Origin of the sequence: Frondihabitans cladoniiphilus (genome assembly GCF_039544345.1) — a bacterium.
GTDB classification, from domain to species: Bacteria; Actinomycetota; Actinomycetes; order Actinomycetales; family Microbacteriaceae; genus Frondihabitans; species Frondihabitans cladoniiphilus.
The window spans coordinates 98677-112251 of the sequence record NZ_BAABLM010000005.1; the positions used below are offsets into that span (position 1 = coordinate 98677).

A 13575-nucleotide genomic window follows, 5' to 3' on the forward strand; every position below is an offset into this window, starting at 1 on the left:
GACCCGGGCCGTGCATCCACCCCTCCGATACACTGGGGTGCACCTGCCCACGGTGCGATTCCCCACCGCGAGGAGACGCAATGCCCGCAATCGTGATCATCGGAGCCCAGTGGGGCGACGAGGGCAAAGGCAAGGCCACCGACCTGCTCGGTGAGCGCATCGACTACGTCGTCAAGTTCAACGGCGGCAACAACGCCGGTCACACGGTCGTGATCGGCAACCAGAAGTACGCCCTGCACCTGCTGCCGTCCGGCATCCTGACCCCCGGCGTCACCCCGGTCATCGGCAACGGCGTCGTCATCGACATCGAGGTGCTCTTCGACGAGCTCGACGCGCTGATCGCCCGCGGAGTCGACGTCTCGAAGCTGCGCGTGAGCGCCAACGCGCACCTCATCACGCACTACCACCGCACTCTCGACAAGGTCACCGAGCGCTTTCTCGGCAGCCGCTCGATCGGCACCACCGGTCGCGGCATCGGCCCGGCCTACGCCGACAAGATCAACCGCGTCGGCCTTCGCGTGCAAGACCTCTTCGACGAGAACATCCTGCGCCAGAAGGTCGAGGCCGCTCTCGACCAGAAGAACCACCTGCTGGTGAAGATCTACAACCGTCGCGCGATCAGCGCCGACGAGATCGTCGACACCCTGCTCAGCTACGCCGAGCGCCTCCGGCCGATGGTGGCCGACACCGCCCTCGAGCTGTACCAGGCACTGGAGGACGACAAGAACGTCCTGTTCGAAGCCGGCCAGGCCACCATGCTCGACGTCGACCACGGCACCTACCCGTTCGTGACTTCGTCGTCGGCCACCGCCGGCGGAGCGGCCACGGGCTCGGGTATCGGTCCGGGCCGTATCTCGCGGGTCATCGGCATCGTCAAGGCGTACACGACGCGTGTCGGCGCGGGCCCGTTCCCGACCGAGCTGTTCGACGCGTCGGGCGAGTTCCTTCGCGCGAACGGCTTCGAGTTCGGCACCACGACCGGTCGGCCGCGCCGTTGCGGCTGGTACGACGCCCCCATCGCCCGCTACTCGGCACGGATCAACGGGGTGACCGACTTCGTGCTGACGAAGCTCGACGTCCTGACCGGCCTTACGACCATCCCGGTCTGCGTCGCCTATGACGTCAACGGCGTGCGCTTCGACGAGATGCCCGTGTCGCAGTCCGACTTCCACCACGCGAAGCCGATCTACGAGGAGTTCCCCGGCTGGTCCGAAGACATCACCGGCGCCCGCACCTTCGAGGACCTGCCGCAGAACGCCCAGGACTACGTGCTCGCGGTCGAGAAGATCTCGGGCGCGCGCATCTCGGTGATCGGCGTCGGCCCCGGCCGCGACGAGATCATCGTGCGGCACGACCTGCTGGGCTGACGGCCTCGCGGCGTCACGACGTCGAAAACCGCGAAGGGCGCGGGATCCGAGGATCCCGCGCCCTTCGTCGTCGTTTCGTCTGCTCAGTTCGCCGGCGGCACGTCGATCTCGACGCTCTCGGAGACGTCGTCGCCGAACTCCTGCGTGACGACGTAGTGGCCGGCCGGAGGGTTCAGGATGGGGAACCCGCCCCCGGCTTTGATGAGGCCGGAGTGCTCCCAGCCGCCGTTGTCGAAGCCGCCGTCTACGGTGGCGTGGACGGTGGCTCCCGGAATGCCCTTGACGTTGAGGAAGTCCGGGGAGAAGTTCGTGACGTACGAGACGTCGGGCTTCTCGAGGTGGCTGCCGGCGGCCGGCACCTCGATCGTCAGCGGCTTTCCCGTGCCCCAGCTGTTGGAGCGGGTCAGGGTGTATTTCGTCGCCTTGCCGGGAGTCACGGGGACCATTGCCCGGGCCCCGTCCTGGCTGTGGAACATGGGCTTGTTCCAGACGACGGCGCCGTCCTCGGCCGTGATGACGAGTTGGCCGTCCGCGAAGGCCTTGACGCTCAGCAGGGCGTGCGTGAGGCCCGTGTAGGTGACGTCGGCGCCGCGGAAGTCGACCAGCGACCAGAAGTCCTCGTCCTCGCTCTCGATGGCGCCGACGGTCTGGCTCACTGACAGGGCCGTATCGTCGTCCGCGGCGACAGGGACGGAGACGGTGGCGTGCCCTCGGGCGTCGGCGAGGCGGAGGCCGAGGACCTCACCGTCGTCGTTCTTGACTTTGACAACGGCGCGGGGTGCGGCGGTGACGTCGACGACGGCGCGGGTGCCGGTGGTGTCGACGTCGTCGACGGTGGGTTTGTCGGTGGGGGTGACGATGTCGTCGCGGAGGGTGAACGCGGCGGAGGCGTGGGGGGTGCCGTCGACGTCGACCGTGTAGGCCTGTTTCGTGGTGGGGGCGGTGAAAGTGAGGGTGGTGGTGGGTGTGGTGAGGGTGGTGCCGGCGATGGCGCGTTGTCCGGCATCCCGGATCACGATCTTCTGGCCTTTCTGGCCGGTGATGGTGATGACGGCGCGGGTGCCGTCGATGGTGGGGGTGGTGGTGACGTCGGTGGTGGGGGTGGGAGGGGTGGATGCGCGGGCCGGGGTGGGTGCGGGTGCGGCGGTGGCTGCGACGCCGCTGCCGAGGGCGCCGGCGGTGAGGCAGGCGCCGAGGCACACGGTCGCGAGGGTCTTACGAGGGAACATCTGTGGCTCTTTCTGATGGGGAGGGAGGCGGCCTAGGTGGCAGGAACGGTGACGGAGAAGCTCGGCGAGACCTCGGTTCCGATCTCCTGGGTGACCGCGTAGGTGGCGCCGGGCGTCGTGTCGGCGAAGACGGCGGTCCCCGTCTCGAGGGAGCCGACGTGGACGTCGCGGCCACCACCCACGACGTGGAATCGTGCGCCGGGAACCCCTCGGAGGACGAGGGGTGCCGTCGAGTTCGCGACCGTGGCGCTGGGCGCCGACAGTGCCGCGGCATCGCCGGGCACGGTGAGCCGAACAGGTTTGGAGCTGCCGAGGGAGTTGGTGCGCACCACGTCGAAGACGTTGGTTCGTCCGGCGACCAAGGGGACCGTGTAGAGGTCGCGCAGTCCGTTCGAGTCGAGAAGGATCGCCTGGACCTCCGTTCCGTCCTCGTCGAAGATCTTGACCTCGCCCAGGGCGAGGAGCTCGACCTTGACGGTGGCGGCTGCCCTCCCGGCATAGAGCACCGAAGCATCCTTGATCTCTATGAGCGAGGCGGCGTCGGCCTCGTCGCTTTCGGTGGCGCCAACGGTCTGGCTGACCTTCAGCGGGGTGTCGGTGTCGGTGGCGACGGGGATGGGGATGCTGACGTGTCCAGTCGCGTCGGCGAGGCGGAGGCCGAGGATGTCGCCGTCGTCGTTCTTGACTTTGACGATGGCGCGGGGTGCTGCGGTGACGTCGACGATGGCGCGGGTGCCGGTGGTGTCGACGTCGTCGACGGTGGGTTTGTCGGTGGGGGTGACGATGTCGTCGCGGAGGGTGAACGCGGCGGAGGTCTGGGGGGTGCCGTCGATGTCGACCGTGTAGGCCGGCTTCGAGGTCGGGGCGGTGAAAGTGAGGGTGGTGGTGGGTGCGGTGAGGGTGGTGCCGGCGATGGCGCGTTGTCCGGCATCCCGGATCACGATCTTCTGGCCTTTCTGGCCGGTGATGGTGATGACGGCGCGGGTGCCGTCGATGGTGGGGGTGGTGGTGACGTCGGTGGCCGGTGCGGTGGATGCGCGGGCCGGGGTGGGTGCGGGTGCGGCGGTGGCTGCGGCGCTGGTGCCGAATGCGGCGGCGGTGAGTGCGGTGCCGAGGCACACGGTCGCGAGGGTCTTACGAGGGAACATGGGGGCTCTTTCTGCAGGAGAGGGGGAGGTGGCTCATTTGCCGAGGGTGAAAGCGGTGGGCGTGGAGTCGGCGTTGCCGTTGTTCTGGTAGACGAGGTACTCGCCGCCGGTTCGGGCCGTGACCGGTACGAGCAGCTGCACCGCGGTGGAGCTCGCTCCGACGAGACGCTTGGCGACGACGGCACCGTTCTCGTCGCGAATGGTCACGAGTCCGCCGGGTTCGGCAGCGACGGTGACGGTGGTCCGTGCATCCCCCGTCTCGGTCTTCTCGATGCTCGGAGCGTCGGGAACCTGGGTGCCGACACCGGCGTTGATGACGACGGGGGTGGCTGCGGACTCGTATTCCTGGGGGTCCTCTGCCGTCGCCAGGACTTCGACGGACGCATAGAGCTGCACCTCGCTGCCGCGCTTGACGAACTCGACAACGGCCTTGCCATCGCTCACGAGTCCGGCCGCGAGTCGCTTGCGGTTCATGTCCTTGACCACGACGAGGCTGTCGTCGGGGGCGTTGGTCGCGTCGAAGGACAGAGTCGTGAGACCCCAGTCGTTCGTCTCCTGGCTCGTCAGGGTCGGCGCGATGAGATCGCCCTCCGGGGGAAGTGTGTAATCGAAGCGGCTGAACGGAACCGGCGTGGAGGTGGCGCCGCCGAACTTCTGGACCACGGTGTACTGAGGGCTGACGGCGAGATCTTCGCCTCGTTCGTCGATCGTGATGAATGAGTCGGCCTTCTCGTCGAGGGTCTGGGTGCCCACGACTCGGCCTCGCGAATTCGTGATCTCGATCCGGGCTCCGAGCCGACCCTCGACCTGGATGATCGGTTTGCCGGTCGGCGTGGCGGTGACACGCAACAGCTTGACGGGGTCGACCGCTGTGACGTCGGCGTCGACGTCGAAGTCTCGTGCCTCGGAGAGCGTGTCGTCGTCTTTGATGCGCAGCCTGAAGTGATTCACGGTGCCGAACCGGATCGGCGTGCGGACGATGGCGCGAGGAGCTGGCTGTCGCGGGGGCTTGACCAGGAGCTTCTCTGCGACGACGCTGCCCTCGCTGTCGAGGAGCTGAGCACGCTGACCCTCGACTCCGCCTTCGACGCGGATCGTGGCGGAGGTCTTCGTGAGGTCGATGACGGTGCCCGCGAGGGGCTCGAACGCGCGTGGCACGGCGGCGTCAGAGGGTGCGCCGGAGCCGGCGGTCACGCCCGCGCCGGATGCCGGCTCGGCGGAGGCCTGCTGGAGGTTGAGCGAGCAGGCGAGGACGACTCCGACGATGCCGGTGGACAAAACGAAAGCAGGCTTCTTCATGAGAACTCTCGGTCGAGGTGGATGCATCGTCGGGTCGACACGGATGCCTGACATGTTACATGTTGCAGAGAGACGTGACCTGCCGGGGTCCTCAGACTTCGCTCAGACGAGGGGTATGTGCTTAGCCGTATGACACTTGAAATCGCCTACACCGCAATCGCTCATGCCACCGGGGGTGGCCGCGATGGTCACGTCCGCAGTGAAGACGACCGCCTCGACTTCGACACCCGGCCGCCCAAGGAGCTGGGCGGATCCGGCGAGGGGACCAACCCGGAGCAACTCTTCGCAGCGGGTTATTCGGCCTGCTTCCTCAGCGCCCTGCATGGCGTCGGCAAGTCGATGCAGCTCGACACGAAGGACGCCTCCGTCTCGGCCAGCGTCGGCATCGGCCCGAACGGCGACGGCGGCTTCGGCCTGGCCGTCGAGCTCGACGTCTACATTCCGAACGTGGCGCCGGAGAAGCGCCAGGAGTTGGCCGACGGCGCGCACCACGTCTGCCCGTACTCCAACGCCACGCGGGGCAACGTCGAGGTGACGGTCACGATCGTCGACTGACGCCGCTGAGGCGCGGGTGTGCATCCCGCGCTCTCCCTTATCTTCGAAGGCCCGGATCCCTCAGGGGATCCGGGCCTTCCGCGTGAAGGGGCGAGGGCCCTGTGGCTCAGGGGGTAAAGACGAGCGCGCTCGACTCGTCGCGCTCGACGGAGAGGCGTGCCTCGTGGGTGACCCCGGCCTCCAGAGCCAGAGGCCCGGTTGCGCCCGCGCTAGTGATTCGGGCAGTCAGCGGTTCGCCCTCGGCTGGGGTGACGGTCACGATCGACCAGGGTTGCCCGTGGAGGGTCACTCGGCCGAAGGCGTCTTCGGTGACGGTCGGAGGGGCGAGGGCGGTGTTCTCGGAGGCGACGTCGAGCGGGAGGGGGGACGCGTCGAAACCGCCGCTGCTGCGGACCGCGGTGAACGATGTCGAGGCTCCCGTGAGCGGCACTGTCACGAGGCTGTCCGTGGGCGACGAGCCCAGGCGGAAGGCCACCTCGGAGCCTTCGGAATCGTAGATGGTGACGTCGCCGGAGCCTCGGGCGATGCGGAGGATCGCGCCCGTCGTGCCGCTCCAGTCGGTGGCGATGACGGGCGCCGGGGCGACGAGGATCTTGCGGGCCGCCGACTCGTGGGCTCCGAGCGTGGCCGTCACCTGGAGACGCGTCTCCTGTCCGGCCGGGACGTCGACGGCGAGTTGGCGTCGGCCGGTGGCCCCCAGCAGGGCGGTCGCGCGGATCGTCTTCTGCGAATCACGAATCTGCACGAAGCTCTGCGGTGCCGCCTCGACGTCGAGGACCACCCGGGTGCCGGACAGCGGCGGCACGGCGACCCGGGGAGGCGAGGGGACCCCGTCGCCCTCTCCTGCGGCCACCGTCACGGTGCGAGCCGGCGAGGATTCGCCGCCCACGTGCTGGGTCACGTCGTACGTGGTCTCGGAGCGAGGCGTCGTGAAGACGAAGGTGTTCTTGCCGTCGAAAAGAGGGCCGCCGACGACAGAACGCCCGGCGGAGTCGATTACGCGGGCGGTGGCCCGGGCATCCCCCGTGATTCGCAGCGCGGTTCGCCCGGTCGAGGGGTCGGACTCGACCTCCACGTCGGGGGCGGCGGGTGCACGGGGTGTTGTCGACGCTGCTGCTGGGGCCGGCGCTGTTGCTGGGGCTGCTGCGGCTGGCGGTGCGATCGCGGGAAGGGGGGTCAGAACGCAGCAAGCGACAAGGCCGGTTGTGACGATGAGGAGTTTCGACAAGTGTCACCCTTTCTGGGATGTGAAACATTAAACACTAGAGCAATCTCCGAGGATGCCGACGACCCGATAAAGTCGAGTCATGGAACCGCAACCGACAGCTGTCGAACGACTTCTGAGCATCCGCGAGAGCATCGACAACATCGACGCCGCCCTCGTGCATCTGCTAGCCGAGCGCTTCAAGTTCACGCAGACCGTCGGGTATCTCAAGGCCGACGCGGGGATGCCCCCGAGCGACCCCGACCGCGAGGTCCAGCAGATCAAGCGGCTTCGCACGATCGCCGCCGAGTCCCACCTCGACCCCGACTTCACCGAGAAGTTCTTGAACTTCATCGTCGCGGAGGTCATCCAGCACCACGTCCGGATCGCCTCGGGGGACGACCCCACCGGGCCGATCTCGACGTCCGGGCTGAGCGACTCTGCCGCGAGTGATTCTGCTGCGAGCGATTCCGGCGCGCGCGACTCCGACGGTTCGCCCGAGTGACCTCCTCCACCGCTCCGGCCTCATCGCCCCTTCGACTCTTTCTGGGCGCCTACACGCCGACCAGCGGCGGCCACGGCACGGGCATCAGTGTCCTCGACCGGGCCACCCCCGACGCGCCCTGGCACGCGACCCAGATCGTCGCCGTCGACGATCCGTCGTTCCTCGCCCTGACCGAGGGCGCCCTCCACGCCGTCTCCGAATCGACCGAGGGGCGCGTCGTCTCGTACACGATCTCCGCCGGATCGCTCGTCGCCTCGAGCGTGGCGGCGTCGGGGGGAGCGGCCCCGTGCCACGTCGTGATCGACCCGGCTTCGGGCGCGCTCGTCGTGGCCGACTACACCGCCGGCACCATCGGAGTGCTCAGCGCCGATGCCTCCGATCCAGCGCGCGTGACCCGTACCCTTGCCCTTCCGGTCGGACGCGGCCCGGTGGTCGACCGCCAGGACCACGCGCACGCTCACAGCACCGTGCCGACGCCGTGGGGCACCATGCTCGTCAGCGACCTCGGCACCGATCGTGTCTTCGAGGTGCGGATCGATCCGGTCACCCTTGACCCGTCTTTCGTCGCGACCCATCCTCTCCCCGCCGGCTCGGGGCCGCGTCACTTCGCGTGGCTCGGCTCGCAGCTGCTGGTGACGGGCGAGTTGGATGCACGGCTCCATGTCCTCTCGTACGCCGACGGCCGATTCACCGTCGACTACTCCGTGGCTGCCTACGATCCGGCGCTCGCGCCGTCCGCAGTGGGGTTCGCCGGAGCGACCGACGCGGGAGGCACGGGGCCGCTCCCGAGTCATGTCGAGGTGTTCGACGGCCGGGTCTACGTCGCAGTCCGAGGTCGCGACACGATCACCGTGCTGGCGCCCGGCGGGTCGGGTGGTTCGCCCGGTTCGGGTGGCTCGGCTGACGGTGCTGTGGGGAGTTCGAGTAGCGGTGCCTCGGGGGAGCACCCGGAGCGCCCGGAGCGTCTCGCGGTCGTCGCAGAGGTACCGTGCGGCGGGCGGTGGCCGCGCCACTTCGCTGCTGCGCCCGGAGCCCTGTATGTGGCGAACCAGCTGTCGGACACCGTGGCGATCCTGCCGCTCGACCCGGCCACGGGCATCCCTGGTGCGCCCTCGGTTTTGATCGAGACCGGCAGCCCGACCTGCGTCGTCTTCGGCTGAGCCGTCGCGCGGGCGCTGCCTCCAGGGCGCGCCGCTCACGTGTTGCTGACTTCGCCGATTGTGGGGTCGGGGGCGGCGGTTCGGGGCGGTGACTCCAGAACACGCCGCTCATGTTCCAATGAACTCGTCAATTCTGGAGTCGGGTGTCGCGGCTCGGGGCGGTGACTCCAGAACACGCCGCTCATGTTCTGGTGAGCCCGTCAATGCTGGAGTCGCACGCCGACATGTCGTGTGATCCTCGCGACGAGATCGGCCGGTTGCCGCAGATGCGCGGCCGTGACCCGGACGGTGCGCCAGCCGGCCTCGGCGAATCTCTCCCGGCGGTCGATGTCGGCATAATACGTCTCGGTTTGTGTGAAATGGCGCTCGCCCTCGTACTCCACGACCACGCGCGGGGCTCGGAAGACCATGTCGCCGTGTCCGAGGACGCGGCCGTCGCGAGCATCGACGGGCGCATTGAGTTCGGGCTCTTCGATTCCGTGCCTGGCGAGGAGGAGGCGCAGTCTCGTCTCCGCCGGCGATCGGGAGCCGACCCGGATCCAAGTGAGTGCTTGTCGGAGGCGCTCCCGCCTGTCGGGCACCGCAGCTACCGTCGATTCGAGGTCGGCGATGCTCGGGCGCAGGTTTTCGGGCACCGGAGACCAGGGGCTGACGAGTGCGTCGCCAAGGATGACGAGCTCATCGACGGTCAACAGCTCGCGGCACTCGGCCCAGGCGTCACCGGGGGCCGATGCCGGTAGGCCATTCACGGTGAGTGGAGCCGGCCTGCGCGGAAAGCGGTGCCCGATGATCTGCTTCCTCCGAGGCTCCCGGCGGGAACGCGAGGTGACGTGCAAGGGAGCGTCCGCCCTCTCGTGAGTGGCGGGAAGCGGAAGATTCCACAGCGCCAGGCTGGTCGTGTGGCTGAAGAACTGGTCGGATGCGAGCACCGTGGCCAGGGCCCGGCAGCGAGCGGGGATGCTCGTGGCCGCTTCCGCCGAGCGAACCCCGCGAAAAGGGCGTTCGAGATCGACGCGCCGGAGTCTCTGTGGCGCGACTCCCAGGTCGCGGGCCTCTCGGACGGAGAAGGGGCGGGCGGTCAGGGCGGAGGGGAGATCGAGAGTCATGCAGCGATGGTGTTCGAGCGCCGGTGTCGTTCGGGCCGGGCGGCGAAGAGCTGTGGAGAGATGCTGCGCGTCGGCGATTGGGGGTAAGAGGTGGGTGGGGCGGGGCGCCGGGCTGACTCCAGAAGGTGCGGGCGTGGCGGAAGGTGAGCGGCGTGTTCTGGAGTTGCCCGGAGGTGGGGTGCGCGGAGGCGGTGGCTGGCTCCAGAAGGTGCGGGCGTGGCGGAAGGTGAGCGGCGTGTTCTGGAGTCGCGGGTGGGTGCGTGTGGGGAGGCCGCGCGACGCACAGTCGCGCAACGGCGAAGGCGCCCACACCGAGGGGCGGGCGCCTTCGGCGTGAACGGGACGGGCTACTCGGAGATGGTGGCACCGAAGCGCGCGGGGAGAGTCGCACGGTGCGTCTGGCGGAGCTCGTCGAGCGCGACCGTGAAGACGCCCTGGACTTCGAGGCCCGGGTTCTCCTTGTCGGTGACGCCGATGCGGGCGACGGGGTAGCCACGCCCTTCGCAGAGCCCGCGGAACTTGACGTCGTCTTCGCGGGGGACGGACACGATCACGCGACCGGTGGACTCGCTGAACAGCGCAGTCGCGATGTCGACCTCGTCGCGCTCGAGGATCTCGTCGAGCCAGACCCGGGCGCCCACGCCGAAGCGCATGATGCACTCCGCAAGGGCCTGGGCGAGGCCGCCGTCGGAGAGGTCGTGGGCGCTGCCGATGAGCGACTGGTCGCCGCCCGCGGAGATCAGGGCCGCGAGCTCGCGCTCGCCGTCGAGCGACACCGACGGCGGACGGCCACCGAGGTGGTCGTGGATCACGCCGGCCCAGGCCGAGCCGTCGAGCTCGAGCCGGGTGGTGCCGAGCAGGTAGATGTTGTCGCCCTCGTCCTGCCAGCCGGAGGGGATCCGCTTGGCGACGTCGTCGATCACACCCAGCACGCCGATGACCGGTGTGGGGTGGATCGGCTGGGTGCCCGTCTGGTTGTAGAACGAGACGTTGCCGCCGGTGACCGGGATCTCCATCTCGAGGCAGGCGTCGGAGAGGGCCTCGACGGTCTGCGAGAACTGCCACATGACCTCGGGGTTCTCGGGGGATCCGAAGTTCAGGCAGTCGGTGACCGCGACGGGGGTCGCGCCGGTGGCGGCGACGTTGCGGTACGCCTCGGCGAGTGCGAGGCGTGCACCCTGCGCCGGATCGAGCTGACAGAACCGACCGTTGGCGTCGGTCGCGATGGCGAAGCCGAGACCGCTCTCTTCGTCGACGCGGATCATCCCGCCGTCGTCGGGGAACGACAGGGCAGTGTTGCCGAGCACGTAGGTGTCGTACTGGTTGGTGATCCAGCTCGGGTCCGCCAGGTTGGCCGAACCGAGGAGCTGGAGGAACTGGCCACGGACGTCGTCGCCCGACTCAGGTCGGGGCAGGCCTGCAGCCGTGTCGGCCTGCAGTGCGTCGATCCAGGTCGGGTAGGCGACCGGGCGCTCGTAGACGGGGCCGTCCACGGCGACCGTGCGGGGCTCGACGTTGACGATCTCTTCGCCGTGCCAGTTGATGATCAGGCGGCCGGTGTCGGTGACCTCGCCGAGCACGCTGGTCTCGACCTCCCATTTGCCGACGACGGCGAGGAACGCGTCGAGCTTCTCCGGCCGGACCACGGCCATCATGCGCTCCTGGCTCTCGCTCATCAGGATCTCTTCGGCCGTGAGCGTGGGATCGCGCAGCAGCACCTTCTCGAGCTCGATGAACATGCCGCCGTCGCCGTTTGAAGCGAGCTCGCTGGTCGCGCAGCTGATGCCGGCGGCCCCGAGGTCTTGGATGCCCTCGACGAGCTCGTCGCGGAACAATTCGAGGCAGCACTCGATGAGCACCTTCTCGGCGAACGGGTCGCCCACCTGCACGGACGGGCGCTTGGTGGGGCCACCGGCCGAGAAGGTGTCGGAAGCGAGGATGCTCGCCCCGCCGATCCCGTCGCCGCCCGTTCGCGCCCCGAACAGCACGACCTTGTTGCCCGCGCCCTTGGCGTTGGCGAGGTGCAGGTCTTCGTGGCGGAGGACGCCGACGCTCGTGACGTTGACGAGCGGGTTGCCCTGGTAGACCTTGTCGAACACGGTCTCGCCGCCGATGTTGGGCAGGCCCAGGCAGTTGGCGTAGAAGCTGATGCCCGCCACGACGCCGTCGACCACGCGACGGGTGTCGGGGGCGTCGATGTCGCCGAACCGCAACTGGTCCATCACGGCGACAGGGCGGGCGCCCATGGAGATGATGTCGCGGACGATGCCGCCGACGCCGGTCGCGGCGCCCTGGAACGGCTCGATGTAGCTGGGGTGGTTGTGGCTCTCGCCCTTGAACGTGACGGCCCAGCCGCCCCCGACGTCGACGACGCCGGCGTTCTCGCCCATGCCGACCATGAGGTTCTTCTTCATGGCCGGGGAGACCTTCTCGCCGAACTGGCGGAGGTAGATCTTGCTGGACTTGTAGGAGCAGTGCTCGCTCCACATCACGGAGTACATGGCGAGCTCACCGCTGGTGGGGCGGCGGCCCAGGATCTCGCGGATCTTGAGGTACTCGTCCTCCTTCAGGCCGAGCGCCGCGAACGGCTGCTCGCGATCGGGCGTCGCCGCCGCGTTGGCGACGGTGTCGGGCACAGCGGTGCCGGGAGCCTGGGTGAGTTCGGTGCTCATTTGATCAGGGCCTTTTCGATGACAGAGGTGAAGAAGGTGAGGCCGTCGGTGCCCGACGACATGGCCAGAGCCGTGTCGGGGCCGAAGCCGGCTTCGGTCGCGTGCTCGGGGTGCGGCATCAGGCCCACGACGTTGCCCTCCTTGTTGGAGACGCCGGCGATGTCGTCCATCGAGCCGTTGGGGTTGACGCCGATGTAGCGGAAGGCGACCTGGCCCTCGCCTTCGAGGCGCTTGATCGTCTCGTCGTCGGCGACGAAGCGGCCGTCCGCGTTCTTCAGGGGGATGGTGATCTCCTGCCCCTCGACGAATCCGGTCGTCCACGCCGTGTCGGCGTTCTCGACACGGAGGCGCTGGTCGCGGCGGATGAACTGCTGGTGTGCGTTGCGGGTGTGGGCGCCGGGAATCAGGCGAGCCTCGGCCAGCATCTGGAAACCATTGCAGATGCCGAGCACGGGCATGCCACGGCCGGCGGCGTCGACGACCTCGGACATGATCGGCGACAGGCTGGCGATGGCGCCCGCGCGCAGGTAGTCGCCGTAGCTGAAGCCGCCGGGCAGGATGATCGCCTCGACGCCGTCGAGGTCGTGGGAGCCGTGCCACAGGGCGACGGGTTCGCCGCCGGCCAGGCGGACGGCACGCTGGGCGTCGCGGTCGTCGAGCGACCCCGGGAAGGTGACGACCCCGATGCGCATCAGAGGGAGACCGCGGCGGAGCCGGCCAGGGCGGGGTCTTCGAGAACGTAGAGCGAGACGACGTCTTCGATCACCGAGTTGGAGAAGATATCCTCGGCGAACTGCTTGACCTCGGCGAGGACGGCCTCGGTGGCCTCGTCGACGGTGAGTTCGAAGCGCTTGCCGATGCGCACCTCGCTGTAGGTGCCGACCTGCGGGGCGGTGCTGCCGAGGCGGGCGAGGGCGAAGGTGACGGCCTTGCCCTGCGGGTCGAGCAACTCGGCTTTGGGCATGACTTCGACGACGATTGTGGGCACGAGTGTCTCCTGCGGGAAAGGCGAGGCGGGGAAGGGACGCGACGAGTCTATCGGCTGGGCACGTGCATCCCACGGTCTCGGCCTGGCTGTGGACAACGGCCCGAGAAGTGCGAGGCCTGTGGAGAATCCGTTTCTTGCGGCCCATGCAAAGACTCCTCCCAGCGGTCTCTTGCAATCGGACGCGAGAGTAGGTCGAGTCGAACCGGAAGGGCCTTGTGATCGGGCCCGGTTCTCAGAGCACGTTTCGGCCGGCTGCGCGATATCTGATCCATCGTGCGGCATGAAGAGGCCCGGCCGTTTCCCCCGACGACCGGGCCTCTCCTCCGTCCGGAGGCCGGTCGT

Annotated in this window: 12 protein-coding genes; 4 read left to right on the forward strand and 8 right to left on the reverse strand. The window is 68.6% G+C overall.

Going from position 1 to position 13575, the window contains the following annotated elements:
• Positions 1 to 80: 80 nt before the first annotated feature.
• Positions 81 to 1367: an adenylosuccinate synthase gene (locus ABEA39_RS12475; RefSeq protein WP_345376224.1), complete on the forward strand. Its 1287-nt coding sequence runs from the start codon at positions 81 to 83 to the stop codon at positions 1365 to 1367.
• 83 nt (positions 1368 to 1450) lie between these two features.
• Here the strand turns inward: ABEA39_RS12475 and ABEA39_RS12480 are convergent, their stop codons facing one another.
• Genes ABEA39_RS12480 through ABEA39_RS12490 form a run of 3 tightly spaced genes read right to left on the reverse strand, consistent with a single transcriptional unit; the run spans position 1451 to position 5043 of the window.
• Positions 1451 to 2596 carry an Ig-like domain-containing protein gene (locus ABEA39_RS12480; RefSeq protein WP_345376225.1) on the reverse strand — a complete coding sequence of 382 codons (1146 nt, stop codon included), beginning with the start codon at positions 2594 to 2596 and terminating at the stop codon, positions 1451 to 1453.
• 32 nt (positions 2597 to 2628) lie between these two features.
• Positions 2629 to 3744 carry a hypothetical protein gene (locus ABEA39_RS12485; protein ID WP_345376227.1) on the reverse strand — a complete coding sequence of 372 codons (1116 nt, stop codon included), beginning with the start codon at positions 3742 to 3744 and terminating at the stop codon, positions 2629 to 2631.
• 33 nt (positions 3745 to 3777) lie between these two features.
• Complete coding sequence (locus ABEA39_RS12490; RefSeq protein ID WP_345376228.1) at positions 3778 to 5043, reverse strand: hypothetical protein; 1266 nt, start codon at positions 5041 to 5043, stop codon at positions 3778 to 3780.
• A 129-nt stretch (positions 5044 to 5172) separates the two neighbouring features.
• On the opposite strand from ABEA39_RS12490, the gene ABEA39_RS12495 reads away from it, so the two are divergent.
• Complete coding sequence (locus ABEA39_RS12495) at positions 5173 to 5598, forward strand: organic hydroperoxide resistance protein (RefSeq protein WP_345376229.1); 426 nt, start codon at positions 5173 to 5175, stop codon at positions 5596 to 5598.
• A 106-nt stretch (positions 5599 to 5704) separates the two neighbouring features.
• Here ABEA39_RS12495 and ABEA39_RS12500 read toward each other — a convergent pair whose 3' ends face one another.
• The gene (locus ABEA39_RS12500; protein WP_345376230.1) at positions 5705 to 6673 is read right to left on the reverse strand and encodes a hypothetical protein; all 969 of its coding nucleotides are present in this window, start codon (positions 6671 to 6673) and stop codon (positions 5705 to 5707) included.
• A gap of 232 nt (positions 6674 to 6905) precedes the next feature.
• On the opposite strand from ABEA39_RS12500, the gene ABEA39_RS12505 reads away from it, so the two are divergent.
• Both ABEA39_RS12505 and ABEA39_RS12510 read left to right on the forward strand, forming a co-directional pair.
• Positions 6906 to 7307, forward strand: coding sequence for a chorismate mutase (locus ABEA39_RS12505; RefSeq protein WP_345376231.1), 402 nt, complete (start codon positions 6906 to 6908; stop codon positions 7305 to 7307).
• The gene (locus ABEA39_RS12510; RefSeq protein ID WP_345376232.1) at positions 7304 to 8467 is read left to right on the forward strand and encodes a lactonase family protein; all 1164 of its coding nucleotides are present in this window, start codon (positions 7304 to 7306) and stop codon (positions 8465 to 8467) included. Before ABEA39_RS12505 ends, ABEA39_RS12510 begins: the two co-directional genes overlap by 4 nt.
• A gap of 200 nt (positions 8468 to 8667) precedes the next feature.
• On the opposite strand, the gene ABEA39_RS12515 is transcribed toward ABEA39_RS12510, so the two are convergent.
• The 4 genes from ABEA39_RS12515 to ABEA39_RS12530 all read right to left on the reverse strand — a co-directional run bounded on the left by ABEA39_RS12515 (position 8668) and on the right by ABEA39_RS12530 (position 13233).
• Complete coding sequence (locus tag ABEA39_RS12515) at positions 8668 to 9573, reverse strand: hypothetical protein (protein WP_345376233.1); 906 nt, start codon at positions 9571 to 9573, stop codon at positions 8668 to 8670.
• A gap of 347 nt (positions 9574 to 9920) precedes the next feature.
• Positions 9921 to 12245, reverse strand: a complete 2325-nt coding sequence (purL, locus tag ABEA39_RS12520) for a phosphoribosylformylglycinamidine synthase subunit PurL (RefSeq protein ID WP_345376234.1) — start codon at positions 12243 to 12245, stop codon at positions 9921 to 9923.
• Positions 12242 to 12937, reverse strand: a complete 696-nt coding sequence (gene purQ, locus ABEA39_RS12525; RefSeq protein ID WP_345376235.1) for a phosphoribosylformylglycinamidine synthase subunit PurQ — start codon at positions 12935 to 12937, stop codon at positions 12242 to 12244. Before purQ ends, purL begins: the two co-directional genes overlap by 4 nt.
• Positions 12937 to 13233 carry a phosphoribosylformylglycinamidine synthase subunit PurS gene (locus tag ABEA39_RS12530; RefSeq protein ID WP_345376236.1) on the reverse strand — a complete coding sequence of 99 codons (297 nt, stop codon included), beginning with the start codon at positions 13231 to 13233 and terminating at the stop codon, positions 12937 to 12939. The genes purQ and ABEA39_RS12530 overlap by 1 nt, the downstream gene beginning before the upstream one ends.
• Between the last annotated feature and the right edge of the window lie 342 nt (positions 13234 to 13575).